Annotated in this window: 20 protein-coding genes; 15 read left to right on the top strand and 5 right to left on the bottom strand. The window is 59.8% G+C overall.

All coding sequences use genetic code 11. The features are described from left to right. The first annotated feature begins 105 nt into the window (after nucleotides 1-105). The 8 genes from ASC96_RS23960 (at nucleotide 106) to ASC96_RS23925 (ending at nucleotide 9,599) form a co-directional block, all read left to right on the top strand. Nucleotides 106-1,971 carry an ABC transporter ATP-binding protein gene (locus tag ASC96_RS23960; RefSeq protein ID WP_060505565.1) on the top strand — a complete coding sequence of 622 codons (1,866 nt, stop codon included), beginning with the start codon at nucleotides 106-108 and terminating at the stop codon, nucleotides 1,969-1,971. 44 nt (nucleotides 1,972-2,015) lie between these two features. Beyond that, on the top strand, nucleotides 2,016-2,432 hold the full coding sequence (locus ASC96_RS23955) for a hypothetical protein (RefSeq protein ID WP_156397711.1): 417 nt from the start codon (nucleotides 2,016-2,018) through the stop codon (nucleotides 2,430-2,432). 78 nt (nucleotides 2,433-2,510) lie between these two features. Beyond that, complete coding sequence (locus tag ASC96_RS23950; RefSeq protein ID WP_060505563.1) at nucleotides 2,511-4,379, top strand: ABC transporter ATP-binding protein; 1,869 nt, start codon at nucleotides 2,511-2,513, stop codon at nucleotides 4,377-4,379. A 371-nt stretch (nucleotides 4,380-4,750) separates the two neighbouring features. Continuing rightward, a complete protein-coding gene (gene petA, locus ASC96_RS23945) occupies nucleotides 4,751-5,329 on the top strand; it encodes a ubiquinol-cytochrome c reductase iron-sulfur subunit (protein WP_037095693.1) in 579 nt (192 codons plus the stop codon). A 14-nt stretch (nucleotides 5,330-5,343) separates the two neighbouring features. Then, on the top strand, nucleotides 5,344-6,618 hold the full coding sequence (locus ASC96_RS23940) for a cytochrome b N-terminal domain-containing protein (RefSeq protein ID WP_060505562.1): 1,275 nt from the start codon (nucleotides 5,344-5,346) through the stop codon (nucleotides 6,616-6,618). Between the two features lie 29 nt (nucleotides 6,619-6,647). Beyond that, on the top strand, nucleotides 6,648-7,541 hold the full coding sequence (locus ASC96_RS23935) for a cytochrome c1 (protein WP_060505650.1): 894 nt from the start codon (nucleotides 6,648-6,650) through the stop codon (nucleotides 7,539-7,541). Between the two features lie 155 nt (nucleotides 7,542-7,696). Beyond that, on the top strand, nucleotides 7,697-8,503 hold the full coding sequence (locus ASC96_RS23930) for a hypothetical protein (protein ID WP_244482280.1): 807 nt from the start codon (nucleotides 7,697-7,699) through the stop codon (nucleotides 8,501-8,503). 25 nt (nucleotides 8,504-8,528) lie between these two features. Then, entirely contained in the window at nucleotides 8,529-9,599 is a 1,071-nt protein-coding gene (locus tag ASC96_RS23925; RefSeq protein WP_060505560.1) for a linear amide C-N hydrolase, read from the top strand. A 106-nt stretch (nucleotides 9,600-9,705) separates the two neighbouring features. Here the strand turns inward: ASC96_RS23925 and ASC96_RS23920 are convergent, their stop codons facing one another. Beyond that, nucleotides 9,706-16,275, bottom strand: a complete 6,570-nt coding sequence (locus tag ASC96_RS23920) for a kinesin (RefSeq protein WP_060505559.1) — start codon at nucleotides 16,273-16,275, stop codon at nucleotides 9,706-9,708. A 663-nt stretch (nucleotides 16,276-16,938) separates the two neighbouring features. Here ASC96_RS23920 and ASC96_RS23915 point away from each other — a divergent pair. Then, on the top strand, nucleotides 16,939-17,307 hold the full coding sequence (locus tag ASC96_RS23915) for an Hpt domain-containing protein (RefSeq protein ID WP_060505558.1): 369 nt from the start codon (nucleotides 16,939-16,941) through the stop codon (nucleotides 17,305-17,307). 210 nt (nucleotides 17,308-17,517) lie between these two features. Then, complete coding sequence (locus tag ASC96_RS23910) at nucleotides 17,518-17,838, top strand: 2Fe-2S iron-sulfur cluster-binding protein (RefSeq protein WP_060505557.1); 321 nt, start codon at nucleotides 17,518-17,520, stop codon at nucleotides 17,836-17,838. A gap of 419 nt (nucleotides 17,839-18,257) precedes the next feature. Here ASC96_RS23910 and ASC96_RS23905 read toward each other — a convergent pair whose 3' ends face one another. After that, on the bottom strand, nucleotides 18,258-18,881 hold the full coding sequence (locus tag ASC96_RS23905) for a DUF922 domain-containing protein (RefSeq protein ID WP_060505556.1): 624 nt from the start codon (nucleotides 18,879-18,881) through the stop codon (nucleotides 18,258-18,260). Nucleotides 18,882-19,088: 207 nt separating this feature from the next. Here ASC96_RS23905 and folP point away from each other — a divergent pair, with 207 nt between their 5' ends. From folP to folK, 3 genes are read left to right on the top strand one after another with little or no spacing between them, the layout of a single operon-like run. Beyond that, nucleotides 19,089-19,970, top strand: coding sequence for a dihydropteroate synthase (gene folP / locus ASC96_RS23900; RefSeq protein ID WP_060505555.1), 882 nt, complete (start codon nucleotides 19,089-19,091; stop codon nucleotides 19,968-19,970). Continuing rightward, the gene (folB, locus tag ASC96_RS23895; RefSeq protein ID WP_060505554.1) at nucleotides 19,967-20,335 is read left to right on the top strand and encodes a dihydroneopterin aldolase; all 369 of its coding nucleotides are present in this window, start codon (nucleotides 19,967-19,969) and stop codon (nucleotides 20,333-20,335) included. Before folP ends, folB begins: the two co-directional genes overlap by 4 nt. A 1-nt stretch (nucleotide 20,336) precedes the next feature. Then, nucleotides 20,337-20,864 (top strand): 2-amino-4-hydroxy-6-hydroxymethyldihydropteridine diphosphokinase, encoded by a 528-nt coding sequence (folK, locus tag ASC96_RS23890; protein WP_060505553.1) that lies wholly within the window; start codon nucleotides 20,337-20,339, stop codon nucleotides 20,862-20,864. A 52-nt stretch (nucleotides 20,865-20,916) separates the two neighbouring features. On the opposite strand, the gene ASC96_RS23885 is transcribed toward folK, so the two are convergent. Then, complete coding sequence (locus ASC96_RS23885; RefSeq protein WP_060505552.1) at nucleotides 20,917-21,465, bottom strand: hypothetical protein; 549 nt, start codon at nucleotides 21,463-21,465, stop codon at nucleotides 20,917-20,919. A gap of 261 nt (nucleotides 21,466-21,726) precedes the next feature. Here ASC96_RS23885 and ASC96_RS23880 point away from each other — a divergent pair, with 261 nt between their 5' ends. Together ASC96_RS23880 and ASC96_RS23875 are read left to right on the top strand one after the other, a co-directional pair. Next, nucleotides 21,727-22,587, top strand: a complete 861-nt coding sequence (locus tag ASC96_RS23880; RefSeq protein WP_112834667.1) for a cytochrome b/b6 domain-containing protein — start codon at nucleotides 21,727-21,729, stop codon at nucleotides 22,585-22,587. Further along, nucleotides 22,584-23,375 carry a molybdopterin-binding protein gene (locus ASC96_RS23875; RefSeq protein WP_060505551.1) on the top strand — a complete coding sequence of 264 codons (792 nt, stop codon included), beginning with the start codon at nucleotides 22,584-22,586 and terminating at the stop codon, nucleotides 23,373-23,375. Before ASC96_RS23880 ends, ASC96_RS23875 begins: the two co-directional genes overlap by 4 nt. A 28-nt stretch (nucleotides 23,376-23,403) precedes the next feature. Here the strand turns inward: ASC96_RS23875 and ASC96_RS23870 are convergent, their stop codons facing one another. Continuing rightward, the gene (locus ASC96_RS23870; RefSeq protein WP_060505550.1) at nucleotides 23,404-24,480 is read right to left on the bottom strand and encodes a TIGR01620 family protein; all 1,077 of its coding nucleotides are present in this window, start codon (nucleotides 24,478-24,480) and stop codon (nucleotides 23,404-23,406) included. Continuing rightward, nucleotides 24,477-25,952, bottom strand: a complete 1,476-nt coding sequence (locus ASC96_RS23865; RefSeq protein ID WP_060505549.1) for a YcjX family protein — start codon at nucleotides 25,950-25,952, stop codon at nucleotides 24,477-24,479. The genes ASC96_RS23870 and ASC96_RS23865 overlap by 4 nt, the downstream gene beginning before the upstream one ends. Nucleotides 25,953-26,030 lie beyond the last annotated feature (78 nt).

Raw genomic sequence — 26,030 nt, 5'->3', positions numbered from 1 at the left:
AACACGTCTCGTGTGCAAGATTGAGCTGTTTTCCGGTTTTTAATTTCTGATCGATGAATGCGGGTCTTCCCGCCTTCCTTCACTGGATTCCTGAAGGAGCTTATAATGTTCGGCTGGTTTGAATCCCGCCTCAATCCCTATCCCGTCGAGGAGCCTACGGTTCCGCCTCAGGGGCTATTTGCATTCTGCTGGCACTATACCAAGCCGGCGGCCCCCTGGTTGCTGACCATGTCGGTTTGCACCATGCTGATCGCGATCGGCGAAGTGGCGCTGTTCCAGTTTCTCGGCAATGTCGTCGATTGGTTGTCATCGGCCAAGCAGGATACGTTCCTGCAAAGCGAAGGCACCAAACTGATCTGGATGGGCGCGCTCATCCTGATCGGCCTGCCGACGGTTGTCGCCATCGATTCCGTCATCATGCACCAGATTCTGCTCGGCAATTATCCGATGATCGCGCGCTGGCAGATGCATCGTTATCTGCTGCGGCAGGGCATGACCTTCTTTGCCAACGAGTTTGCCGGCCGTGTCGCCACCAAGGTGATGCAGACGTCGCTTGCCGTGCGCGAAACGGTGATGAAGATCCTCGACGTCTTCGTTTATGTCGTTGCCTATTTCATCTCAATGCTTGTTGTCGTTGCGGCGGCCGACTGGCGGCTGCTTGCGCCTCTGGTCATCTGGATCATCATCTACGTCTGCATCGTCACGTACTTCGTGCCGCGCCTGCGCAAGATCTCCAAGGATCAGGCGGATGCGCGCTCGATGATGACCGGCCGCGTCGTCGACAGCTATACCAATATCGCCACCGTCAAGCTGTTCTCGCATGCCGGCCGCGAAGAGGTGTATGCCAAAGAAAGCATGGATGCGTTCCTGCAGACTGTACATCGGCAGATGCGCAAGGTGACGCTGTTCCACGTTCTCGTCTATACGAACAACTGCATCGCGCTGTTTGCGATCTCGGCGCTTGGCATCTATTTTTGGATGACCAGCGGCATGTCGGTCGGCTCGATCGCCATTGCCGTGTCGCTCGCCATGCGTATCAACGGCATGTCGCAGTGGATCATGTGGGAAGTCTCGGCGCTGTTTGAAAACATCGGCACCGTCTATGATGGCATGAGCATGATGACCAAGGCGCATGACATCGTCGACAATGACGATGCCAAAGTGCTGAAGGCGCCGCAGGGGGCCATCGCGTTCGAAAACATCGGTTTCCACTACGGCAAGAACAAGGGCGTGATCGAAAACCTCTCGCTCGCTATCAAGCCGGGTGAGAAGATCGGTCTGGTCGGACGCTCAGGCGCCGGCAAGACGACGCTGATGAACGTGCTGTTACGCTTCTACGATCTTGAATCCGGCACGATCCGCATCGACGGGCAGGACATTTCCAAGGCAACGCAGGACAGCCTGCGCGCGCAGATCGGCGTGGTGACGCAGGATACGTCGCTGCTGCACCGGTCCATCCGTGACAACATTGCCTATGGTCATCCGGAAGCCGACGATGCAGCCATCATCGCCGCCGCCAAGCGGGCCAATGCCTGGGACTTCATCGAGTTGCTCGAGGATAACCAGGGCCGCAGGGGGCTCGATGCGCAGGTCGGCGAACGCGGCGTCAAGCTCTCGGGCGGCCAGCGCCAGCGGATCGCGATTGCTCGTGTCTTCCTGAAGGACGCGCCGATCCTGATCCTCGATGAGGCGACCTCGGCGCTCGATTCGGAAGTGGAAGCCGCGATCCAGGAAAACCTGTTTGCCCTGATGAAGGGCAAGACGGTGATCGCGATCGCTCACCGCCTGTCGACGCTGACGGAGATGGACCGGCTGGTCATTCTTGAGGCCGGCAAGATCGTCGAGACCGGCAGCCATGCCGAGCTGGTCAGCCATAGCGGTCTTTATGCCGATCTCTGGTCGCGGCAGTCCGGTGGCTTCCTCGCCGAGGATGGGGATGCGGCAAACCAGAAGGAGGAGGCGGCCGAATAGGCCGCCTTCGAACTTTCCACATGGTATCTCCCGGAACGATCGGCGTGAGCGATATCGGTTTTGAATTTGACATCCTGATCCAGGGTGAGCGAACGGAGGCTTTCGATGCCTTCGCCGCTGCCAATCCGGACTGGGGATGCCGCTACGGAAAGAACGGCGGGTTCCTCGCCGAACCGCCGCAACTGGCCACCGGCGAGCCGTGTGCGCGTACGTATGTGGCGCTGCATGTCGATGCCTATGCGGCCCAGATTTCGGCACTGCGGCCTCTCGGACATGGCCACGCTATTCGCATCGCTGTGTATTTTGACAGTATGACGGTGCCGCCCTTGTGCCTTGGCCTCAAACCCTCGACCATGGCGCTGGTTTCAGCGCTTGGCTATGAAGTCGAATTTTGCCTTTATCCTTGTGCAGACCACGATGACGACGGAAAATCAGACCTCAATCCCACCTTGGGAACATGACGGATTTGTAATCGAAATCACCGGCGCCTGCGGCCGATTAGCGATTGCCGTACGCGCGAAACCGCCTATATCGGACATATGTTCTTGCGCGCCCTGTTTGCCACTTTCGAAAACTGGATACAGCCTTTCGCAGCGCGCGACAGCCTGCAGCCGCCTGAACGGCTGATCCCGTATATCTGGTTCTATATCAGGCAGGCCAAGGCACCGTTCATTGCCATGCTGGTTCTCGGCGGCATGACGGCGGCGATCGAGGCGACACTGTTCTGGTTCGTCGGCCGCGTCGTCGATATTCTTGCAACCGTCAAACCTGGCGACGGCTGGAGCGGGCTGCTTGCGGCACACGGCACCGAGCTGTTCGGCATGCTCGTCCTGATCGGTGTCGTCCGCTTCGTCGTATCGCTGCTGATGTCCCTGGTCGATCAGCAGGTGATCACGCCGGGTTTCTACAATCTGGTGCGCTGGCAGTCCTATTTGCATGTGTCGCGGCAATCGTTGTCTTTCTTCCAGAACGATTTTTCCGGCCGCATCGTCACCAAGGTCTGGTCGGGCGGGCAGGCGGTCGGCGATGTCGTCACGTCATTGATGGAAAGCGTCTGGTTCGTCGGCATCTATTCGGTCTCGACACTGGTGCTGGTTGGTCAACTTGACCTGTCGCTCGCGGTGGTCGTGTTCTTCTGGCTGGTCGGCTTTGGCTTCCTTGCCCGCTATTTCGTGCCGCGTATCCGTCAGCACTCCAAGGAGACGGCCGAAGCGTCCTCGATGCTCAGCGGCCGTATGGTCGACGCCTACAGCAACATGCAGACGCTCAAACTGTTTGCCCGCGACGAGGAAAACGACCGCTACATGCGGCAGGGCTTCGATATCTTCCAAGATACGATCATCCGCTTCACCCGGTTCATTACCGGCGTGCGTGCCTCGATGGCGCTTCTGTCGGGGATCATGATCGTTACCATGGCGGCGATGAGCATCGACCTGTGGCTGTCCGGCGCGATCAGCTCGGGTGCCGTCGCGTTCACAATGGCGCTGATCCTACGGCTGAATTTTCTGTTGAGCCGGATGATGGTGCAGTTCAACGGCATCATGCGCAATATCGGCACGATCCAGAACGCCGCCGAAATGATTTCCCAGCCGGTGCAGCTTGTCGATCAGCCGGATGCGCCAAGCCTCGTCGTCAACAGCCCGGCGATCCGTTTTGACAATATCCGGTTCCATTACGGCAAAGGGCAGGGCGTCATCGATAACCTGTCGCTGACCGTCAAGCCGGGTGAAAAAATCGGTATTGTCGGCCGCTCAGGGGCTGGCAAGACGACACTCGTGAATCTGCTTCTACGCTTTTACGACCTGGAAGCCGGCCGTATTCTGATCGATGGGCAGGACATCTCGATGGTGCGGCAGGAAACGCTTCGCATGCAGATCGGTGTCGTCAGCCAGGATACATCGCTGCTGCATCGATCGATCCGAGACAATATCCTCTTCGGCCGTCCGGATGCCGACGAACACGGCCTGCGCGAGGCGGCCGAAAAGGCCGAAGCTCTGGATTTCATTGAGAGATTGCAAGACCAGCGCGGCCGCTGGGGATTTGACGCCCATGTCGGCGAGCGCGGCGTCAAGCTGTCGGGCGGACAGCGGCAGCGCGTGGCGATTGCGCGGGTGATGCTGAAGGATGCGCCGATCCTGGTGCTTGATGAAGCGACCTCGGCACTCGATTCGGAGGTCGAGGCTGCCATCCAGTCCAATCTTGACCGTTTGATGCATGGCAAGACCGTGCTGGCGATCGCCCACCGGCTCTCCACCATCGCCGCACTCGACCGCCTGATAGTCATGGATCAGGGCCGGATCGTCGAAGACGGTACCCATGAGCAGCTCATCGCGGCAGGCGGTCTCTATGCCGATCTCTGGCTGCGGCAATCCGGCGGATTTCTCGCCCGCGAGGCTGCGGCCGAATAACGCACCCAGGTGTCGCCAGACGGCCTTGTGATGCCGTGTTTTGATCATGCCGGGCGGCGAAAAGCGGTTTGCGAACATTGGCTTCGGTTTTCCCGCGACAATGTGGCTCACCTCTTGCGCTCAAGGCTAGACATCCCCAACGATCAAGCATAGAACGCGCCGGAATGCCGGGGGAATCTGCCGTTTTTTGGGATGGGCAAGGTTTGCCCGGTTTTGGTGCATGAGCGCGGAAGGCGAAAGTTTTCTTCGAATCGTGCATAGAGGCTTATTGATTTGGCGCTGTTCTTTCGCTCAAGTGTCAGCACGGGGCGCGGATCGACGCCGGGGACAGTGCGGTTTCCGCATACATTGCGTGAGAGGATGGTTTAGCCGTGAGCGAACACGAGATATCAAGCGAAACCTCGGGCGAGCCCACTCGCCGCGATTTCCTGTACTTGACCACCGGCATGGCCGGTGCGGTCGGTGCGGCAGCCGTTGCATGGCCGTTCATCGACCAGATGCGCCCTGACGCCTCGACCTTGGCACTCGCTTCGATCGAAGTCGATGTTGCCAGCCTTCAGCCGGGGATGTCGCTGACGGTGAAATGGCGCGGCAAGCCGGTGTTCATCCGTAACCGTACCGACAAGGAAGTCGAGGAAGCCAATGCTGTTGCGCTTGCCGACCTGAAAGACCCGGTTGCGCGCAATGCCAACCTCCCGGCCGATGCGACTGCGACAGACCTTGATCGCTCCGCCGGCAAGGAAAAAGAAAACTGGATCGTCATGATCGGCTCCTGCACGCATCTCGGTTGCGTTCCGCTCGGCCAGGCTGGCGATTTTGGCGGCTGGTTCTGTCCCTGCCATGGCTCTCACTACGATACGGCCGGCCGTATCCGTAAGGGCCCGGCACCGCAGAACCTCGCCGTACCGACCTTTGCGTTCGCTACCGACACAGTCATCAAGATCGGTTGAGGGGAATACTGATTATGAGTGGTGATCATTCAACCTATACGCCGACGTCCGGTATCGAGAAATGGGTGGATTCGCGCCTGCCGCTGCCGCGGCTCGTGCATGACAGCTTCGTTTCCTATCCGGTTCCGCGCAATCTGAACTACGCCTACACATTCGGCGCCATGCTTTCGGTCATGCTGATCATCCAGATCCTGACCGGCGTTGTTCTCGCCATGCACTATGCCGCAGAAACGACGGTTGCCTTCAACTCCGTCGAAAAGATCATGCGTGATGTCAATCAGGGTTGGCTCTTGCGCTACATGCATGCCAACGGTGCGTCGTTCTTCTTCATCGCCGTCTACCTGCATATCGGCCGCGGTCTCTATTACGGCTCGTACAAGGCTCCGCGCGAAATCCTCTGGATCCTCGGCGTTGTCATCTACCTTCTGATGATGGCTGCCGGCTTCATGGGCTACGTTCTGCCCTGGGGTCAGATGTCCTTCTGGGGCGCCACGGTTATCACCGGCTTCTTTTCGGCCTTTCCGCTTGTCGGCGAATGGATCCAGCAGTTCCTGCTCGGTGGCTTTGCCGTCGATAATCCGACGCTCAACCGCTTCTTTGCGCTGCATTACCTCTTGCCGTTCATGATCGCCGGTGTCGTTGTCCTGCATATCTGGGCGCTGCATGTCGTTGGCCAGACCAACCCGACCGGTGTTGAAGTCAAGACCAAGACGGACACGGTTGCCTTCACGCCTTATGCGACCCTCAAGGACGCACTCGGTGTATCGGTGTTCCTGCTGTTCTACGCCTGGTTCGTCTTCTACATGCCGAACTTCCTCGGTCATCCGGACAACTACATTCCGGCTAACGCGCTGAAGACCCCGGCTCACATCGTCCCTGAATGGTACTACCTGCCGTTCTACGCGATGCTGCGCGCCATCACCTTCAATGTTGGCCCGATCGACTCCAAGCTTGGCGGCGTTCTGGTGATGTTCGGTGCGATCATCATCCTGTTCTTCCTGCCCTGGCTCGATACGTCGAAGGTTCGCTCCGCCGTCTACCGTCCCTGGTACAAGCTGTTCTTCTGGCTCTTCGTCATCAATGCCATCCTGCTCGGCTGGCTGGGCTCGCGCCCTGCTGAAGGTCTCTATGTCGTGATGTCGCAGCTCGGCACTCTCTACTACTTCGGCTTTTTCCTCGTCATCATGCCGGTTCTCGGCCTGATCGAGACACCGAAGCGCATCCCGAATTCCATTACCGAGGCGGTTCTGGAAAAACAGGCTGCGAAGAAAAAGCCTGTTGCTGCGTGATGTCTGCGAAGATCAAGGAACCCAAAACAATGAAAAAGCTTGTTACAGGCATTCTTTCGCTCGCAGTCGTCGCCGGACTTGGTGCAGGCATGGTGTTCGCCGCTGAAACCGGTGAAGCCAAGCCTGCTGGTGCTGCCGCCGAGGAAGAGCACGCTGGCGCTACGCCGCACTACCCGATCCACAAGCCGGAGCAGGAAAAGTGGTCTTTTGCCGGACCGTTTGGTCACTATGACAAGGGCCAGCTGCAGCGCGGCCTGAAGGTCTACACTGAAGTCTGTTCCGCCTGCCACTCGATGAACCTTGTGTCCTTCCGTACGCTGGAAGGCCTCGGCTATTCGCCGGCCCAGGTGAAGACCTTTGCCGCCAACTACGAAGTCCAGGACGGCCCGAACGCCGACGGCGAGATGTATACCCGCAAGGCCGTGCCTTCGGACCATTTCCCGTCGCCGTTCCCGAACGCCGAGGCTGCTGCTGCTGCCAACAATGGCGCGGCACCGCCGGACTTCTCGTTGATCGCCAAGGCACGCGGCATCGAGCGCGGCTTCCCGACGTTCATCTTCGACATGTTCACCCAGTATCAGGAAGGTGGCCCGGATTACATCCACGCGCTGCTGACCGGCTACCAGGACGCGCCGAAGGGTGTCGAGATTTCCGAAGGCACGCATTACAACCCGTACTTCGCCAATGCTGCGGCTCTTGCGATGGCAAAGCCGATCTCCGACGATCAGGTCACCTATGACGACGGTTCGCCGCAGACAGTCGAGCAGTATTCGCGCGACATTTCCGCGTTCCTGATGTGGGCCGCAGAACCGCACCTGGAAGCCCGCAAGCGTACCGGTTTCATGGTCATGGTGTTCCTGCTGATCTTCACCGGTCTGATCTACCTGACGAAGAAGTCGGTCTACGCCAACAAGGAACATTGATCGGCGGCCGGTCATCCGGCACTGCATCGAAAGGCCCGGTTCACTCGATGAACCGGGCCTTTTCTTTTTGGTTGCGAGCCTGCATTGCAGGTTGCAATGATGAGCAACGGCGATAGTCTGTCGGCCATATCCTATGGAATAAGAAGGAGGTTTTGTTGCAACTGAACCGTTTCGTTTCCTGGCTCGCGGTGACGGCAGGCTTCATGGCATCATCCCTTGCAGCCGCTGATTTCGATCAGCAGCGTTTCCCGGATGAAAAGGAGTGGCGGGTAATCGTCAGCCCGTATGTCTGGGCCGCATCGCTCAAGGGCAATGCTTCGCTCGCGGGTTTTGACACCGATGTCGAAGTTCCATTCTCCGACACATTCGATCATCTCGATTTAGCCTTCATGGGCAATGTGGAGGTTACCAACGGCACGTGGGGTGCATTCATCGATCTCCAGCACGTGAAGACGAGTCAGGGTGAGGAGCTCCAGTCGCAACAGCTGGATCTCGGCATAACCATGAACACCGTCGAGGGTGGTATCTATTACCGTGCTTACGAGGCGGCGCTTGGTGGTGAAACGGTGTTCGGCCAGCCGCGGCGTCTATCGGTCGAACCGCTGATCGGTGTGCGCTGGAGCCAGCTCAAGGGAACGGTCGAGGCGCTTGGACGAAAAGTGGAAAAGCAGTCGGACTGGTGGGATCCGTTCGTCGGGTTGAGGGTCAATATCGATCTGAGCGACCGCTGGAACCTGTTTACCGAAGCAGATATCGGTGGTTTCGATGTCGGATCGAAATTTACCGTCAATGCCCAGAGCTATCTCGGCTACCGGACAATGATGCTCGGTCAGCCGACCATCCTGCGCGCCGGCTATCGCGTGCTTTATCAGGATTACGAAACCAACGATTTCACCGGTAATCATTTCCGCTGGAATGTTACCCAGCATGGACCCGTGGTCGGTCTTTCCATGCAGTTCTAGTTTTTTATAACGATCGGAGATGATCATGATCGATGGACGTTCAACGTTGATTACCACTATCCTGTCTGCCGTTCTAGCTGGTACGCTTGCAATGGCGCCCGTCGCCGAAGCCTGCACGCGGCTTGTCTACCTGGGGCCGGAAGGCAATATCATTACGGCGCGTTCCATGGACTGGAAGAGCGACGTTGCCACCAATCTCTGGATTTTGCCGCGCGGTATCGAACGAAGCGGGCAGGCCGGTGAAAACTCGATCAAATGGAAGGCGAAATACGGCAGCGTGGTTGCGACCGGCTATGATATTTCGACAACCGATGGCGTCAACGATGCGGGGCTGATGGCCAATGTTCTTTGGCTGGTCGAATCGGAATATCCCAAGTTCGACGGCCAGAGCAAACCCGGCTTGACGATTGCCGCCTGGGCACAGTACGCGCTTGATAATTTCGCCACCGTGGCCGAGGCCGTCGAGGCACTTGAGCGCGAGCCTTTTATGATTGTAACCGACAATGTGCCCGGGGAAAACCGGCGGACGACGCTGCATCTGTCGCTGTCGGACGCGACAGGCGACAGCGCCATCATCGAGTACATCAAGGGCAAACAGGTCATCCACCATGACCGTAAGTATCAGGTGATGACAAACTCTCCGACGTTTGACGAGCAACTTGCGCTGAATGCCTACTGGAAAAAGATCGGCGGCACCGTGATGCTGCCCGGAACCAACCGCGCGGCGGACCGGTTTGCGCGTGCTTCCTTCTATGTCGATGCCATTCCCAAGGAGGAGGACGCAAACCGGGCGCTCGCCAGCGTCTTCAGCGTCATCCGCAACGTCTCGGTCCCCTATGGTCTGAATACTCCAGAGGAGCCGAATATCTCCTCGACCCGTTGGCGTACTGTCGTCGATCACAAGCGCAAACTCTACTTCTTCGAATCTGCGCTGACGCCCAATACCTTCTGGGTCGATCTCAAAACCATCGATTTTTCTGCCGAGACTGGCAAGGTCAAGAAACTCGACCTTGGCGAAAACCAGGATCACACCTATTCGGGCGACGCGACCCCTTCGTTCAAGGACGCCAAACTGTTCCAGTTTCTCGGCCTCTGACCACGATAAACTCGCTGCATCAGCTTAAGGTCACAAACGCAAAACGCCTTCAGGTTATCAGCCTGAAGGCGTTTTTATTTTGGCTTTTACGGCCCGGTACCCGGGCTTAGCTGAAGCGTCCGGCGGCGTGTGCCAGCATCGTGTAGACCTTGCCGGTATCCGACGTGAGGTAGGTCTGGGTCATTACCTTGTCGCGGTCATTGCGGGCGACGTCGCCGAGCAGCTTTTCGAAGTCGGCGATGTAGCGGTCGACTGCCGTGCGGAACTCCGGCTCGCGATCGTACTTGCGCTTGATCTCGTCGAAGGTCTGCTGGCCCTTCAGCGTGTACAGGCGGCGTGTGAACACGTCGCGCTCGCCGCGCTGGTAGCGGCGCCACAGATCGACCGAGGCATCGTGGTCGATTGCGCGGGCGATGTCGACCGACAGCGAATTCAGCGATTCCATCACGTGGCGCGGGTTGCGGGTGTCGCCAGATCTGGTTGCGGCTGCAGGCTGCGCTTCGGCGGCACGCTGCTGGACTGGTGCTGCGGTTGCAGGCTCCTCTTCGCGCGAGGCGCCGCGCAGCAGGTCACGCATCCAGCCGCTGCCTTCTTCGGTCCGCTGACGGGTGGCCGCCTGTGGCTCGGGCTGACGGGCAACCGGCTGCTGGACGGCAGGCTGCTGGGCGGCGGGACGCGGCTGCTCGATGCCGAGGCTACCGCGAAGGGCAGGCTCCGGGCGGCGTTGCTCGACGGCAGGCTGCTGGGTGACGGCGCGGACCGGGGCGGGCGCCACGGCCTGTTGAACCGCCTGCTGCGCCGCTGTCTGCTGACGGACGACTGGTTGGGCGATCTCGAGCTGGCCGGAAGACTTGCCGATGATGTCGGAAAGCTCCTGCAAGGCCTTGATCTGCTCGGCGACCGCACGGCGCATGACCGAGGCATTTTCCTTGGCTTCTTCCGGCAGGTCGAAGGCACCGCGCTTCAGTTCTTCGCGGGTCATGTCGAGTTCCTTGCGGATCTCGTGGGCCGAGCGGCGGATCTCGTCGGTGGCGCCGCTGAAGCGGCTGACCGCTTCTTCGACGGCCTGGCGGATGGCTGCACCCATGTGCTCGGCTGTACCGTCGGACTTCTTGCTGGTTTCGGTCATCAGGCGGTCGATGTCCGACAGCGAGGCGCCGACACTGCCACGCAGACGCGAAGCCACTTCCTTGGAGCGTTCCTCGGCGCGGACGAAGGCACCTTCGACGGAGAGGCTGGCGTCTTCACCAGCCTTGGTAACGGCGGCGCGCATGGCTTCGCTGGCCGACGCGGCGCGGGCTTCGGCTTCCGACAGCGTCTTGCTGACATTGGCGAAGGACGACTGGACGCCGGCACGCAGGTTGCTGGCGATCTCGTTGGAGCGTTCTTCTGCCCGCACGAACACCGATTCCACCGACATGCTGGCTTCGTCGCCGGCCTTGACGACGGCATTGCGCATGGCTTCTGCTGCCGATGCGGCGCGCTGTTCGGCTTCGCTCAGAATGCGGCCGACATCGCTGAAGGACGACTGGATGCCCGAGCGCAGGTTGCCTGCGACCTGGGCCGAGCGGTCTTCGGCGCGCTGGAAGGCGCCATCGACGAAGCCTTCAAGCGCGTGCATGGTCTTTTCGATTTCTTCCGAGCGGCTGACGAGGCCGATGGAGAGCGTGCGCAGCGCATCCTGGCGTTCTTCCAGCGTGCTGACCAGATTGGACTGGGCGGCAGCGAGAAGGTCGGATGCCTGGCCGAGAACCTTGGAGTGATCCTCAAAGCGGCCGACGATGCCGCCGATCTGCGACAGGGTCGAGCCCGAGATGTCGGCGAGCTTGTCAACCTTGCCTTCGAGAAGGCGGGTCGAGGTCGACAGCATGTCGGAGGCGCGGTTGGCGGATTCCGAGAACCGCGTAGTCGTCGATTCCAGCTGCTCATCCATGGCGCCGAGATTGGCGCTGGCCTGCTCGATGACACCGGCAATCGAGCTGTTGCTTGCCGACAACTGGTCGATCAGGCCCATCGCCGTCGATTGCAGACGGTTTTCAACCATCTTCATCGCCTTGGCCGTCTCCTCGGCGCGGGTCGAGATCGCATTCAGCGTTTCGCCGGTGCGGGCGGTCAGGCTGTCGAGCAGCGTGGCATTTTCGGCGCGCAGGCGGTCAGCACTCTGCTGTGCTACTTCGCTGATCCGATCGGCCGCTTCCTTGCCGGTTGCGGCGTACTGATCGATGATCGGGCGGGCCTGTTCGTCGATGATGCGGGACAGTTCGGCGGAGCGGCCGGCCAGCATCGAGTTGAGCTCGCGGGTGCTGTCGTCGAGCGTGGTGCGGATCGTATTGCCACGGGCCTCCAGGGCCTTCTCGACGTCCGTAAGGCTTTGGGTCAGCGACGATGCCTGTTCGGCGACGCGCGATTGTGTCTGAGCAATTCGGGCCGCTGCGCCATCGGATGCTTCGCCGACGGAACGGGCAAGCTCGGCGCTGCGCATGGCTGCGGTCGCGGCCGTCTGTTCCACGGCCGTCTGGAAATCGGCCTGCCGTGCAGCCATCGCCTGAGCGAAGTCTTCACCAGCCTTGGCCAGCAGTTCGGCAGAGCGCTGCGCTTCCGCATCGATGCCCTGGGCTGCTTCGCCGACGGCGCCGCGCAGGTTGGTGACGAGGCCTGCGGCCTTGCCCTCGATCGTGCGGCTGACATTGTCGAGACCGATCGAAAGGGCGCGGTCCATGGTGCCGAGACGTTCTTCGATGCGGCCGGTACCGCCTTCGATGCTGGCTTCGATCCGTGTGGCGGCGGCTGCCGTGACGCGGTCGAGTTCGGCCGTGTGGGTGGTCAGCGTCTCGGTGATACGATTTGCTGCTTCGCCACTGATGCGGTCGATCTCTTCTGTCCGGCCTGCAAGGCTATCGGTGATCATGGCAGCTGCTGCCGTGCTGATCTGATCGAATTCAGCCGTATGGGCAGACAGTGTCTCGGCAATACGTGCTGCGGCAACGCCGCCGATACGTTCAATTTCGTCGGTGCGGCCGGCAAGGCTGTCGGCGATGCGCGCGGCTGCGCGGTCGCTGACCTGATCCAGTTCGGAGACCTTGGCCGACAGGGTATCGGCGATCCTCTGGCCGGCATTGTCGACAAATTCACTGACGCCGCCAACGCTTTCGCGGATGCGGCTTTCCAGCACGCCGAGGCTGCTTTCGATGCGTGCGCCGGTCTCGTCAACACTGCTGTTGATATTGGTGAGCGAGGTGTCCATCCGGTGCGTCAGCGTGTCGGCGGCGCGGCTGATCTGATCTGCCGTCTCGCCAAGCTGAGTGGCAACGTGGCTGGTGCTGGCAAGCATGCGCTGTTCAAGCGCGAGCGCGCTCTTGTCTATGGTGCCACCAAGTTCCGCCTGGCGCTCGTCCAGCGTCATTTCCAGCATGCTGGCGCTGGTGGCCAGCGTCGTGGCGATCGACATCGACTGTTCGGCCAGCACGTCCGAAAGCTGGTCGGTTCCGTGGGCAACCGCGACATTGATCGCGTTGATCCGGTCGTCGAGCGTTGCCCTGATCTGGTCATGCGTGGATGCAAGCGATGTCGACAGCTGGTCGGCGCGGCCGGCAAGTGTCTGCTCGATATCGGCGGCCCTGCCGGTCATGGCGAGCGCCAGTTCGGAAGCATGGCCGGAAAGGGCGCTGGCAATCTCTGCAGATGTGCTGGTCATGGTGCCTGCGATATCGCTGACACGGCCGGACAGATTTTCGGCGATCTCGGCAACACGGCCGGAAAGCTGTTTTTCGATATCCCCAACCCGGTCGGCCATCGTTTCGGCAATGGCGCTGGCCCGGTAGGACAGGCTGTCGGCAATTTCTTCTGTATGGCTGCTGAGCGTATCCGTCATTTCGGTCGCGCGCGCAGACATCGTGCCGGCGATTTCAGCCGAGCGTTCGGACAGAAGCGTGTCGAGGCTGGCCGTCTGGGTAGCGAGGGTGTCGCCAAGCGCACGGCCATGTTCGGACATCAAGCTATCCAGGCGCTCGGTGGTGCCGCCGATGGCCTGTTCGATTGCTCCAGCCGAGGAGGTCAGAACGTTGGCAAGCGCGCCGGTACGGTGAGACAGGATCGTATCAAGTCGCTCTGCCGTGCCATCAAATGCACCGTCGATGGCCGTTGTCGATGAAGACAGGACGTCTGCGAGGGCACCTGTACGCTGCGACAAAATGGTATCAAGCCGCTCTGCCGTGCCATCGAATGCGCCGTCGATCGCCGTTGTCGACGACGACAATACGTTTGCAAGGGCGCCTGTACGCTGTGACAGGATGGTGTCGATCCGTTCTGCCGTGCCATCGAATGCGCCGTCGATTGCCGCTGTCGAGGAGGTCAGGACGTCTGCGAGGGCGCCGGTGCGCTGTGACAGGATGGTGTCGATCCGTTCTGCCGTGCCATCGAATGCGCCGTCGATGGCTGCCGTCGAAGAGGACAGGACGTTTGCAAGGGCGCCTGTACGCTGAGACAGGATGGTATCGATCCGCTCTGCGGTGCCTTCAAAGGCGCTGTCGATGGATTCCGAGCTTGCGGCGAGCAGGCTCGAGAGTTCGACGGTGCGCTCGGACAGTGTGTTGTCGAGCCGCAACTGGCTGGCGGCGATCGACGTGGTGATTTCGTCGGCGCGGTTGGTCAGTGTCTCCTCGATACGGCCGTGGATCGCCTGCAGGCCGTCGATGAAGCCGGTCGTGTGCGTATCCAGGTTTTGAGCAAGCTGCTGGTTGCTTGCAGCAATCGCACTGGTCCGGGCGTCAAGCGTTTCGGCAAGCCGCTGCTGGCTTTCGGTGAGGGCTGTTTCAAGCGAGATCGCGCGGTGGGCGAAGCCGTTCTCAAGCCGGTCCTGCGCCGCTGTCAGTGCGCCCATCAGGCTGCCGGAGCGTTCCTGCAATACGCTGTCGATGCGGACATGCGCGTTGCCGATGGCATCGCTGAGTTCAGCCGTCTTGCCGCTGATAGTCTGCTCGATGAAGTCCTGCGTCGTGCCGAGGGTCGTCGCCAGTGTCAGTGACTGATCCGACAGGGCAGACTCAAAGCGCTCGATACCGCCGTCAAGAATGCTGCCGATGGAATCCGCGCCGCCGTTGACCGACTGGTTGATGCGGGCGAGGCTTTCCATCAGCTTGCTATCGAGCAGGCCGGCACGCTTGTCGAAGGCATTGGCAAACTCGTGGAACCGGCTGTCGAAGGCGGTTGCCAGATGACCGACGGTCGTCTGCAGCTTCTCGTCGAAGAATCCGGTGCGCAGATCGATATCCATGATCATGTCGTCGGCGCTGGATTTCAGGCTCTGGCGGAAGCTTGCGCCCTTTTCGTCCAGCGTCGCGTTCAGCGTGTGGAGAATGTCGTCGAGGCCGCCAGTGATGGCTTGCTGGCCAATGTTCAGGCTCTCGTTGAGATCACGCGTGCGGGCGATCAGCGTCTCGTTCAGCTGGCGGGCGCGTTCGTTGAGGGCTGCGTTCAGCTTTTCGGTATTGGCGTCGAGCGAGGAGGCGCGGGTCTCGAACTGACCGAGCAGTTGCTGGCCGCGCTTTGCGAGCGTCTGGCTCAGATTGTCGAGACGGGTATCGAATTCGTTGCTGAGCGAAACGCCAGCGGTCGTCAGGCCCGAGAGCAGGGCATCGGTGCGGGTCGACAGCATGGCGCCGATCGTCTGGGTGGCGCTGTTTGAGCGCTCCATCAGGGCTGCGGCACGGGTCTCGATCATCGATGCAAATGCCTCGCCGGACGTGGCGATGCGGTTGGAAATATCGTCACCGGCAAGTGCCAGTTCGTCCTTGAGCTGGGTATGGGCGCCGGAAATCGATGAACGGATGCGTTCGGCATGGCCGACGATGGATTCGCGCTCGAGGCCGAGCTCCTGAACCAGCGTGCGGACGCGCAGTTCGTTGTCGCTATAGCTGCGCTCCAACGCGTTGACTTCGGAATGAACCAGGGTTTCCAGTTCGGTGGCACGGGCGATCGTCCGCTCGATACCTTCGTTCATTGCCGAAACTTCGCGGCGGACGGCCTGGCCGACCGTCATGATGCGTTCGGAGGCTGCGGTTTCCGGCTCGGCCAGGCGCAAGGCGACTTCGGCCATGGAGCGGGCGGCGCTGCGCAATTCCTGGGCGCGCGAAATCATGATGGCAAAGGAGAAAAACAGCATCACCGGCAGGATGATGAAGATCGCTACACCGATGGCACCCGGCATGGCCGACAGGTCGGTAAGCGAGCGGATTTGCCAGATTTCCGGGCCGTAGAGAAGATTGGCGACACCAAGGCCACCGATGATCCACAGGGCGGAGACTGCTGCAGCGATGCGCATCGCCGAGCGGCTGGAGCGGACGTCCAGCGATCGCAGGATCGCGGCCGGAGTCTTGCGGCCATCGTCGTTTGCTGGCGCAAAAGAGGGTGCCTTGGGGGCTGGCTCCGGAGACAGGTTTCTTTGGGTTTCGGCAGCGCGGGCAGCCTTGGCTGCCTGTTCCTGCTGGGCTTTTTGCGTCTTCGCCTGGCTGAGTGCAGGTGACTGTTTGGCCGGCTCCGACACTTTCTCCTCTGGATGATCCAGCGAAGTCTTGTCGTTGAGGGCAGACTTAAGCTCGTCAAAATCGATTTTCAGAGCGTCTTCCAACGCCTGAAATGCCTTGTCGTCGATCGACTCATTGCTTTTATTTGTCGCCATGCGGATACGCCTCGTTACCAAACTGTCCTTTCGGAAGGATCCGCCGCAACACCGCCTGCATTGGGAACACCTCCGAAACTCGGACGGTGACATGAGGATACGCGCATCACATTTACGCAGAACCCTGACATGCACCCATTTCAAACACGCACCGGCGGACAACGCATTGAGACCCGTAGGTACTTCATTCAATACAGCTTTCCGCCAGGACCCGATTACACCCGGAGATGTAAACATATCCCTCAACGTACCGTAGTGACACATTCACCGGTTTCTTACAATTAAGCCCCTCCGGCATTCGTTAAAATCCTAACAAGTTCTTAATGAAAATTGGAGGCGTTTTGGCCAAAAACCCTTGTAATCAGGCGGTTTAATGGCCGTTAACTATGACAAGCGAAAGCTGCCCGCATTGCGCCGCGTTTTAATCAGATAGCAGCGACGCTCCGGCTTAATCAGCTTCAGAGGTAATGCAAATGGCGGCTTTGCAGGGCGGGTGACCATACGGTGCGCGCCATCTTGAAGCCACATAATAGGTAGACGGGTCAGGCACTTCCAGACAAATCCGGGCAATCCGGGACGTCATGGAAGAGCGAACCGGGTAAAAACGGGACGACCGGTTGCGAGCCGGTGCGTCAGAAAAAAACACAACAAGGACATTGGCACATGGCGGCTCTCAAGATCGCATTCGAAGCACCTGACAATTTCGGGGGCGCTTGCCCTTCCACGTCGAGGCCCATCGATCTCGTGCATCTGGCGACGCAGACGATGGGTGACAAGCTTCTCGAAATCGAAGTGCTGCAAATGTTTGCCCGCCAGACCCGGCAGTTGATGAAGGACCTTTCGTCCGACAGCGCCGACGCCAGGCTGGCGACTGCCCACCGGCTGCGTGGAGCGGCGCTGGCCGTTGGCGCTTTCGGTGTGGCCGAGACCGCCGCCGCGGTTGAAGCGGCGCCGCAGGATGCCGGCAATCTCGCCGCCCTCGGCGCGGCCGTGCTTGAGGCCGAGCTGTTTATCCTCAAACTCTGCCGGTAGTTCATGGCAATGGCCGCTCCGGCAAATGCCGCAGCGACAAAGGGCCACGGGTGCTGCTGCTCCAGGCCCGAACCCCTTCGAGTTGACTGGCGAAGGGATTTGTTGGAAGAAATCGGATGAATTCGCCGCGTTTCAACGCCGCTCCAGTTTCGGGGCGGCGCTGTTTTTCCTGCGGCTAGCCGAAACAACGCCAAGCATCCGGAAGAAACAATGCCAAAACTGAGTATCATCGCCTTTGACGGCACGCGCCACGATCTTGAGGTTCAGGCCGGCTCCACCGTCATGGAGAACGCCGTACGCAACTCGGTGCCCGGCATCGAAGCCGAATGCGGCGGCGCCTGTGCCTGTGCTACCTGTCATGTCTATGTGGATGATGAATGGTCGGCGAGGGTGGGTGCGCCGGAAGCGATGGAAGAGGACATGCTCGATTTCGCCTATGACGTGAAGCCGACCTCGCGGTTGTCCTGTCAGATCAAGATGAGCGACGGCCTGGACGGGCTCGTCATTCATGTTCCCGAGCGTCAGGCCTGAGTTTCTGGCGAATTCCGGTTGTGATGACCAAAAAAAGCCCCGCTGTCGCGATCGACCTGCGGGGCCAGGAGGGCGCATCGCATGCAGATGAGGGAGGGAACATCTGCTGCATCAAGATACGCCAGGAGAACACAACTTGCCTGATGGCTCCGGCCGGTCGAACATCAATCCGGAACGGGACAGTCAAGCACAAGACAATACTTCCGGTTTGGCGCAGTCCACGCGGTGGCGCATTCAGTAATCCGGAGCGGAGTGAGGTCAGCTTGTTTTTCTGCTCTTCACTCTATGCTTTCACTGTACATCAACTTTCCACGTTGTTGTATCGCTAGAAATCACCAATGATATACTGTTGACGCGCAAGCTGCGTGGTTTCTCAATTCGGACTGTTTGAGGCAGCGATTCGGCGGCAGGGGCCGCGTTTACTGCTTTTTCAGTGTATCAAGCCGGTACTGCAGCAAACGGATCATCCGGCGGTCGAAATTGGCGGCTTCCATCCTGTCGAAGCGTGCCTGATCGCGGTCATGATCCTGGATCGCGCTTTCGCTCAGCCGTGCAACACGGGCTTGCATGCGCTCGCAATCAGCCTCCGGTCTCAGCGACAGGAAGTCCTTTTCCAGCTTGCGGGCATGATTGCGGGCAATTTCGGCATGGCGCTCCTCGTGGCGCTTGATGTCACTCGACAGCGTATCCCAGACGAGGGCGAGGTCGCGGTTTGCCTTGTTACGATTTTTCCAGCGGGGCAGGATCAACCTTGTGCTGAGTGTGACTTTTGCACTGCCGACTGCGCAGCGATTGCCGTGCTTCACATAGGTCACCGTACCGCCAAACTTGATCTTGGTGGCGCCAGGATGGCGTGAACCGCTGCTCTTCATCATCGGTCCGTTTTCCGACAGGGCCTTGTCCAGCTCCTCCGCCGTGCGGCCACCGATCGAGAAATACGTGATGCTCTTGTTCACTACGGTTTCGGCATGGGCTATCGAAGAGGAACTCGCCACGACGCTTGCTATCAGAAGCGCGGCGAATGAAATGCGGCCAGTTGGCATATGTTTACAGGTCTCGGCAGTTGAACTTCTCAAGAGCTTGGGGCATAGCCAGCCGGAGCGCAACAGCAAATAGGCAACAGCCCCCGGTAAACCGGAAAAGCCAATGTATTTCGGGTATTTGCGGTTAGACAATTCTGTTTGCACCTCTGGTGCTGCCAAATGCTCGCCGATCTGCAAGCCGTGTGCAAGAAAGGGAATGAAACAGTCATGACCGATCCTTTCCAGCCATTCGAATGGGTGTTGGCGCATGGCCGTTCATTGACGCTCGGTCCGAAAGGGCGATTGATGGCGATTATCAACGTGACTCCGGATTCGTTTTCCGACGGCGGCAGCTATAGCGAAACAGAGGCAGCGGTATCGCAGGCGCTGCATTGCATCGAAAACGGCGCCGAAATCCTCGATATTGGCGGTGAATCAACCCGTCCTGGCGCCGCCGTGGTGACGGCTGCGCAGGAGCAGGACCGTGTGCTGCCCGTGATCGCCGCTCTTGCCAGCCGGACTGACGTGATCATTTCCGTGGATACATACCGCGCCGAGACGGCCAGCCTCGCGATTGCGGCAGGCGCCCATATCATCAACGATGTCCACGGGCTGCAGCGTGAGCCTGACCTTGCCAATGTTGCGGCGGCGACCGGCGCGGGCCTGTGCATCATGCACACGGGCCGCGACCGCGAGAAGCTCACTGATGTGGTCGCCGATCAGTATCATTTTCTTGAACGGTCGCTGGAGATCGCGGCAGCAGCCGGTGTCGACCGTCAGCGGATCGTGCTCGATCCGGGCTTTGGATTCGCCAAGGATACAAACGAGAATGTTGCATTAATGGCGCGGTTTGACGAGTTGTCGGGTTTCGGTCTGCCGCTTTTGGCGGGCACCTCGCGAAAGCGCTTTCTCGGGGCCATTACTGGCCGGGAAGCGCCGGAGCGGGATGCTGCTACCGCCGCAACAACGGCGCTGCTGAGAATAGCAGGCGCTGCGGTTTTCCGGGTACACGATGTCGCAATCAACAGGGATGCGCTTCTGGTGGCTGATGCTATGCTGGCCGCAAAAAGAAACATGACGGGACGGCCTGGGAAGGAAAATCGACTATGAAACCGATCTACACGATCACCCTGAAGAACTGCGCCTTCTTTGCGCGCCACGGCGTCCATGACGAGGAGGAATTCCTCGGGCAGCGTTTTTTCGTCGATGCGGAGCTGGATGTCGAGCAGGGGACAGCGCTGATTGAAGATTCTATCGATGATACAGTGCATTACGGCATTGCCTTCACCGAGATCGAGAAGATCATTACTGGCCGTCGGCGCTACCTGATCGAGGCTTTGGCACTGGAAGTGGCGACCACGCTCTGTTCGGTTTTCCCGCAAGTCCGCCGGGCAAAGATATCGATCCGTAAGCCGAATGCGCCGGTTCCCGGTGTGCTCGACTATGTCGAAGTCACGGTTGAGCATTTTGCCTGATATGGACGGGCATCTGGCGACGCTTGGCCTCGGTGGTAATATCGGCGACCCGGCCGTGTCGATGGCGCGCGCGCTCGTCCTTCTGGACACGCGGGCCGATTGCGCGGTGGCGCATGTATCCAAACTCTATCGAACGCCGCCCTGGGGAAAAATCGATCAGGACTGGTTCTTCAATGCCTGTGCTGCGGTGAGGACCACGCTGTCTCCGGAGGATCTGCTCGATGCCTGCCTGTCGATCGAGCGCCAGATGAAGCGGGAGCGGCTGGAGCGCTGGGGGCCGCGGACGATCGATATCGACGTGCTGACCTATGACGGCCGCACCCAACATTCGCAGACGCTGGAAATACCGCATCCGCGGATGACCGGGCGTGGATTTGTCCTGAAGCCGCTTGCGGATTTCGCGCCGGATCTGGCCATTGCCGGCCGCACCGTTGCGGAGTGGCTGGCGGATGCCGATGTGGTGGGCATCGAAATTGCTGATCCACGCAGCGACTGGTGGCGACAAATTTCGGCAGCGGCGTCACCGTGAACGCAAAAGAGCCGGACAAGCCGGCTCTCTGAAGGTGTTTTACAGGTAAGTTTTACTCGATCGAGCCGACAGCCATGTTGTCGACCTGGCGGTTAAGGCTGACGCCGATCAACGGAACCATCGTGTCTTCGACCTTGACCGAGATGGTGATGTTGAGGGTGGACGGATCCTGCAGCCGGGCGATCATCGCGCCGTTCAGCTTCTTGCGATTGATGCCGACGACGACCTTGTCCTTGGCGACGTTGCCCGAGACAATATCCAACCCCTTGCCATTAGCGCCGTCGAGGAACTTGCCGGTATAGGTCTTGCCTTTCTGAGTGATCAAAGCTGTCATCGGCTGCTTGAAAACGCCGACGCGGCAGGTACCATCGAGTTTGATGCCTGCGGACGCGCCTTCCGCCGGTTCGCCGATCAGGTCGCAGGTGAATTTCGTCCCCTTGTACTTACCGGCGACGATTTCGCCAGGGCCTTTCCATTGACCGGAAACCTGTTCGAAAAACGCCTTGTCATCGCCCGAAAAAGCGGGCGACGCTGCGCAGGTCAGGGCTGCGAGTGAGGCTGCGGCAACGCCGCGAGCGATCAAAGAAGGGCGCGAAAACATGAACGATCCTTGAAGGTCGATGTCAGGAATGTGAGGCTACATTTGCACTTAAATGGTTAATGGAGCGTTGCGTCGGTCTGCTGGATGATGGTGAAAAGAGCCCGCGGAATGTTTTGTCAGGATGTTTCCACGCAGTTGAAACCATTGGAAATGCTGATTTTTCACGCGGGATCACCATGACGTGTGCAGCGGTGACCGGATGTGCTTTTGAAACCGCTGCGCTGTTTGTTACGTAGTTGCGCATATAAAGGGAGGTTCGGGATGACCATCATGGACGATATCGAGTCGCGCCCCGCGCCGCAGAATGACGAAAAAACCATCATATACCGCCACCGCATCGCCACGCGCATAACCCACTGGATCTGGGCGATTACGCTTTTCTTTTTGTTGTTGAGTGGGTTGCAGATCTTCAACGCCCATCCTCAACTCTATATCGGCAATCAATCCGGCTTCGAATTCGAAAACAGCGTCCTCTCAATGCGTGCAATGCAAGCCGCCGACGGGACGGTTGGGGGGTACACGACAGTTCTTGGTCACAGTTTCGATACGACCGGCGTGTTCGGCATGAGCGGCCCGGCCGGTAACCCATCCTATCGCGGTTTTCCCGCATGGGCGACGCTGCCTTCCTACCAGGATCTGGCGACTGGCCGCGTCATACACTTCTTCTTTGCCTGGCTCTTCTCCGCCGCCTTCCTTGTCTGGTTCGCTAGCAGCCTGATCAGTGGGCATCTGACGCGCGATATTCTTCCCTCCGTCGCCGATATCAGGTCTTTGCCGCGTAGCATCGTTGATCATCTGCGCTTCCGGTTCCATCATGACGGCCGTTACAACGGGCTGCAGAAATTGGCCTATGCTGGCGTGTTGCTGGTGATCTTTCCGCTGATCATTGCGACCGGTCTGACAATGTCTCCGGGTATGAATGCGGCGTGGCCGTGGCTGCTTGATATTTTTGGCGGCCGCCAGACGGCGCGGACCATCCATTTCCTCTGCATGGCAGCGCTGGTGGCTTTCTTCGTCATTCATATCCTTATGGTGATCGCGGCAGGACCGCTGAATGAAATGCGCTCGATCATTACCGGCTGGTATCGCGCAGACAAGAAAAACGAGGAGCATTCGGCATGACCCGGTTTATCATCAACCGCCGAAAGTTCCTGACCCTTGCAGGCGTCGCCGCGTCTACCGTTCCGCTTTCTGGCTGCGATGCCTTTGACAGCTTTCTCTCAGGTCAAAGCCCGGTGCGCGAGTTCCTTGCGTCGGCAAACGGGCTGACCTACCGCGCCCACCGCGCGCTGATTGGCGCCGACACGCTGGTGCCGGAGTTTGCAGCCAGCGAAATCCGTCAGGGCCAGCGGCCGAACGGCTCCACCGACCCGACTGATGCGGATTATCTTGCGTTGAGGGAGACGAGTTTTTCCAACTACCGGCTGGTAGTCGGCGGGCTGGTCGAAAAACCGCTCAGCTTCAGCCTCGATGAACTGCGCAATATGCCGGCGCGTACGCAGATCACCCGCCACGACTGTGTCGAGGGATGGAGCTGTATTGCCAAATGGACCGGCGTGCCGCTCCGCCAGATTCTCGATGAGGTCCAGGTGAAACCGGAAGCGCGTTTCGTGGTGTTTCATTGCTACGATACGATGGACCTCGGGCTGCAGGGCGCCGTGCCTTACTACGAATCGATCGATCTCATCGACGCGCGCCATCCGCAGACAATTCTGGCCTATGGCAATAACGATAAGCCGCTGGCGATTGCCAACGGCGCGCCGCTGAGGGTGCGTGTCGAACGGCAACTCGGCTACAAGATGGCGAAATACATCAAGGGTATCGAGCTTGCATCTTCGCTGGCGCCGTTCGGCGGCGGCAAGGGCGGCTTCTGGGAAGATTTGGGTTACGACTGGTATGGCGGCATCTAGAGGTGCTTCATCGTCAAACGGGAACGCTTTATCCGTCGCCTTCCGGTGTCTTCGTCCTGGATGATCCGGGCGTCAGATCGCCGATGAAATCGCCGATGCCGGGGCGTTTCAGCGCCCGGAACGGCATCGGCCGGCACAGGTCCATCGCGGCAATGCCGATGCGCGCGGTCATCAAGCCGTTGATGACGCCTTCACCAAGCCGCGCCGATAGTTTCGAGGCAAGGCCATGGCCAAGCACTTGTTGAATGAGGCTGTCTCCGGCGGCAATCGATCCGGTGACCGCCAGATGAGCAATGACGTCGCGCATCAGCCGCAACAGCCCCAGTGTACCCGGCCGGCCGCCATAGAGGTCGGCCATTGCCCGGATCAACCGCGCCGACTCATAAATCACATAGCCGAGGTCGACGAGGGCGCGCGGGCTGACGGCGGTGACGATCGAAACGCGCTTGGAGGCATTGAGGATCAGGCCTCGGGCTTCGCGATCAAGCGGCGTCAGCAGCTCGCGCTCGGTCAGATCAAGCAGGTGAGGACCGTCGATAATCTCCGTTTCGGTTTCCTTCAACCGAAGCCGGCCCCGCGCCGTCTGCGGCTTGCTGGCCAGCAGATGGACGAGATGGGCCATGACCTGCCGCGCCGGTTTTGCCGTTTGAGACAAGCTGGCATCGATTGTTTCCTGTTTCAGGGCCTGTACGGCATTCAGCCGCATCAGGCCCGACAATTCGCGGGCGATGATAACCAGGAAGGCGATCAAGCCGATGGCGGCAGCGGCGATGGCGAGATAACCGAGCCAATCCGACCGGGTGAAGAGATCGCGTATAAGGCTATCGACCCAGAGGCCGACGGCCAGCGATACGAGAACGCCTGCAGCGCCGACCGCAAGCTTGGCAAAGGAGAAGCGGCGCTTGCGCGGTGCCGCCTCCGGCGTGTCGGGCAAAGCGGTCGTCGTCGCCGCGAACGGATCATCCGCGTCCGCCGTCATGACGATCTTGTCGTCGAAACTGGCCGGTGGACGTCTCGTCGGAGCCTGCTTTTCGGCAGAGGTGGGATCATTGCTGATCGTGAACACAGCGGGCTTGCGCTGCGGAAACTTGGGTGTGTCGCTCATGCCAGCCGGTCTCCGAACAGGAACTGCATGGCCCGGTCGAGCCGGATGTGCGGGACGGACAGTTTCAGGCCGCCGCCGGTCTCCTCGATATGCGGTGGCCGGAAGCGGACGAAGCTCAGCTCGGGTACCAGGCTTTCTTCCGGCTTTGCCTCAAGATCTTGAAAAAGCTCATCAGGATTCTTCGGTAAGTCACCGGTAAATATAGCTGTTTTCCGTTCTCCATCGAAGGTTTCGCCATTGATTTTTTCGCCGGCGATCGGTGTACCCACGATGACTGGTAGCGTGTGCCCGTCATGCTCGACGGTCGCCTCGCGGGTCGCCCTGACAGAGGCAATGGCCATGACTTCAAGGCCTGCTCCACTCATGCCGATGCGCTCGACGGCGCGCCGGACAAGGCGCTCGGTGATCCGCTCGAGCCGGTCGTGGCTCTCATGGTGCAGATGGTCAGCCTTGGTGGCGGCGATCAGCACCTTGTCGATCCGCTTTGTGAGGAAGGACGACAGGAAGGAATTGGTTCCGGGCTGGAAGCTCGCCAAAACGTCGGCCAGCGCGCTTTCCAGATCCTGCAGCGATTCCGGGCCGCGATTGATCGCCTGCAGGGCGTCGATCAGCACGATCTGCCGGTCGAGCCTGGCGAAGTGCTCGCGAAAGAACGGTTTGACCACATGGGTCTTGTAGGCCTCGTAACGCCGCTCCATCATCGCCCAGAGAGAGCCTTTTGGCGCACGGCCTTCGGGTAGGGATGGTAGCGGCGAGAAGGTCAAGGCTGGTGAGCCTTCGAGATCGCCGGGCATCAGGAACCGGCCGGGTGGCAGGGTAGATAGGGAACGTTCGTCCGACTTGCAGGCCTGGAGATAGCGGGTGAAGACTTCTGCGAGTGCGCGCGCATCCGTCTCGGAGGCGGCGGCGGTCACATCCAGCGACGAGGCCAGCGACAGCCAGGCCGCTGACAGTTCTGCGCGAACACCGGTTCGGGCGCGATCTGCCGTGTGTCGGCTGAATGTGCGAAAATCCTGGGTGAGCAAGGGGAGGTCGAGCAGCCATTCGCCGGGATAGTCGACGATGTCGATCGACAGCCTGCCGGGTGAAAAGACCCGGTTCCAGCCGCTGGCGCTCTCATAATCAAGCGTGATGCGCAATTGCGAGATCGCCCGTGTCGAATCCGGCCACAGCCGGTCGCGAACAAGTGCTGCAATATGGTCTTCGTACTGGAAGCGCGGCACCGCATCATCCGGCTGCGGCTCCAGCCGGATTTTCGAGACACGTCCGGAGCGGACGGCTTCGAAGACCGGCAAGCGGCCGCCATTCAAAAGATTGTGGACCAACGACGAGATGAACACGGTCTTGCCCGCCCGGGAAAGACCGGTAACGCCAAGGCGCAAGGTTGGATTGACAAAACCCGATGCGCGGTCGGTCAACGTGTCGAGCGCAAGTTTTGCGTCGTCTGTGAAGCGGGTCATGAATGGCGGCAAGATTTCGGGCCTCGGATATACGTGCGATATGGCTTTCCTGCCATGTCTGTCGTTTGCGATATAGTGCGCCGGGGTGGT

Source organism: Rhizobium sp. Root1204, from assembly GCF_001424965.1.
In the GTDB taxonomy this organism is placed as follows: domain Bacteria; phylum Pseudomonadota; class Alphaproteobacteria; order Rhizobiales; family Rhizobiaceae; genus Pararhizobium.
Note: the sequence above shows the minus strand (reverse complement) of the source record. Positions and strands in the feature narration are given on the sequence as shown.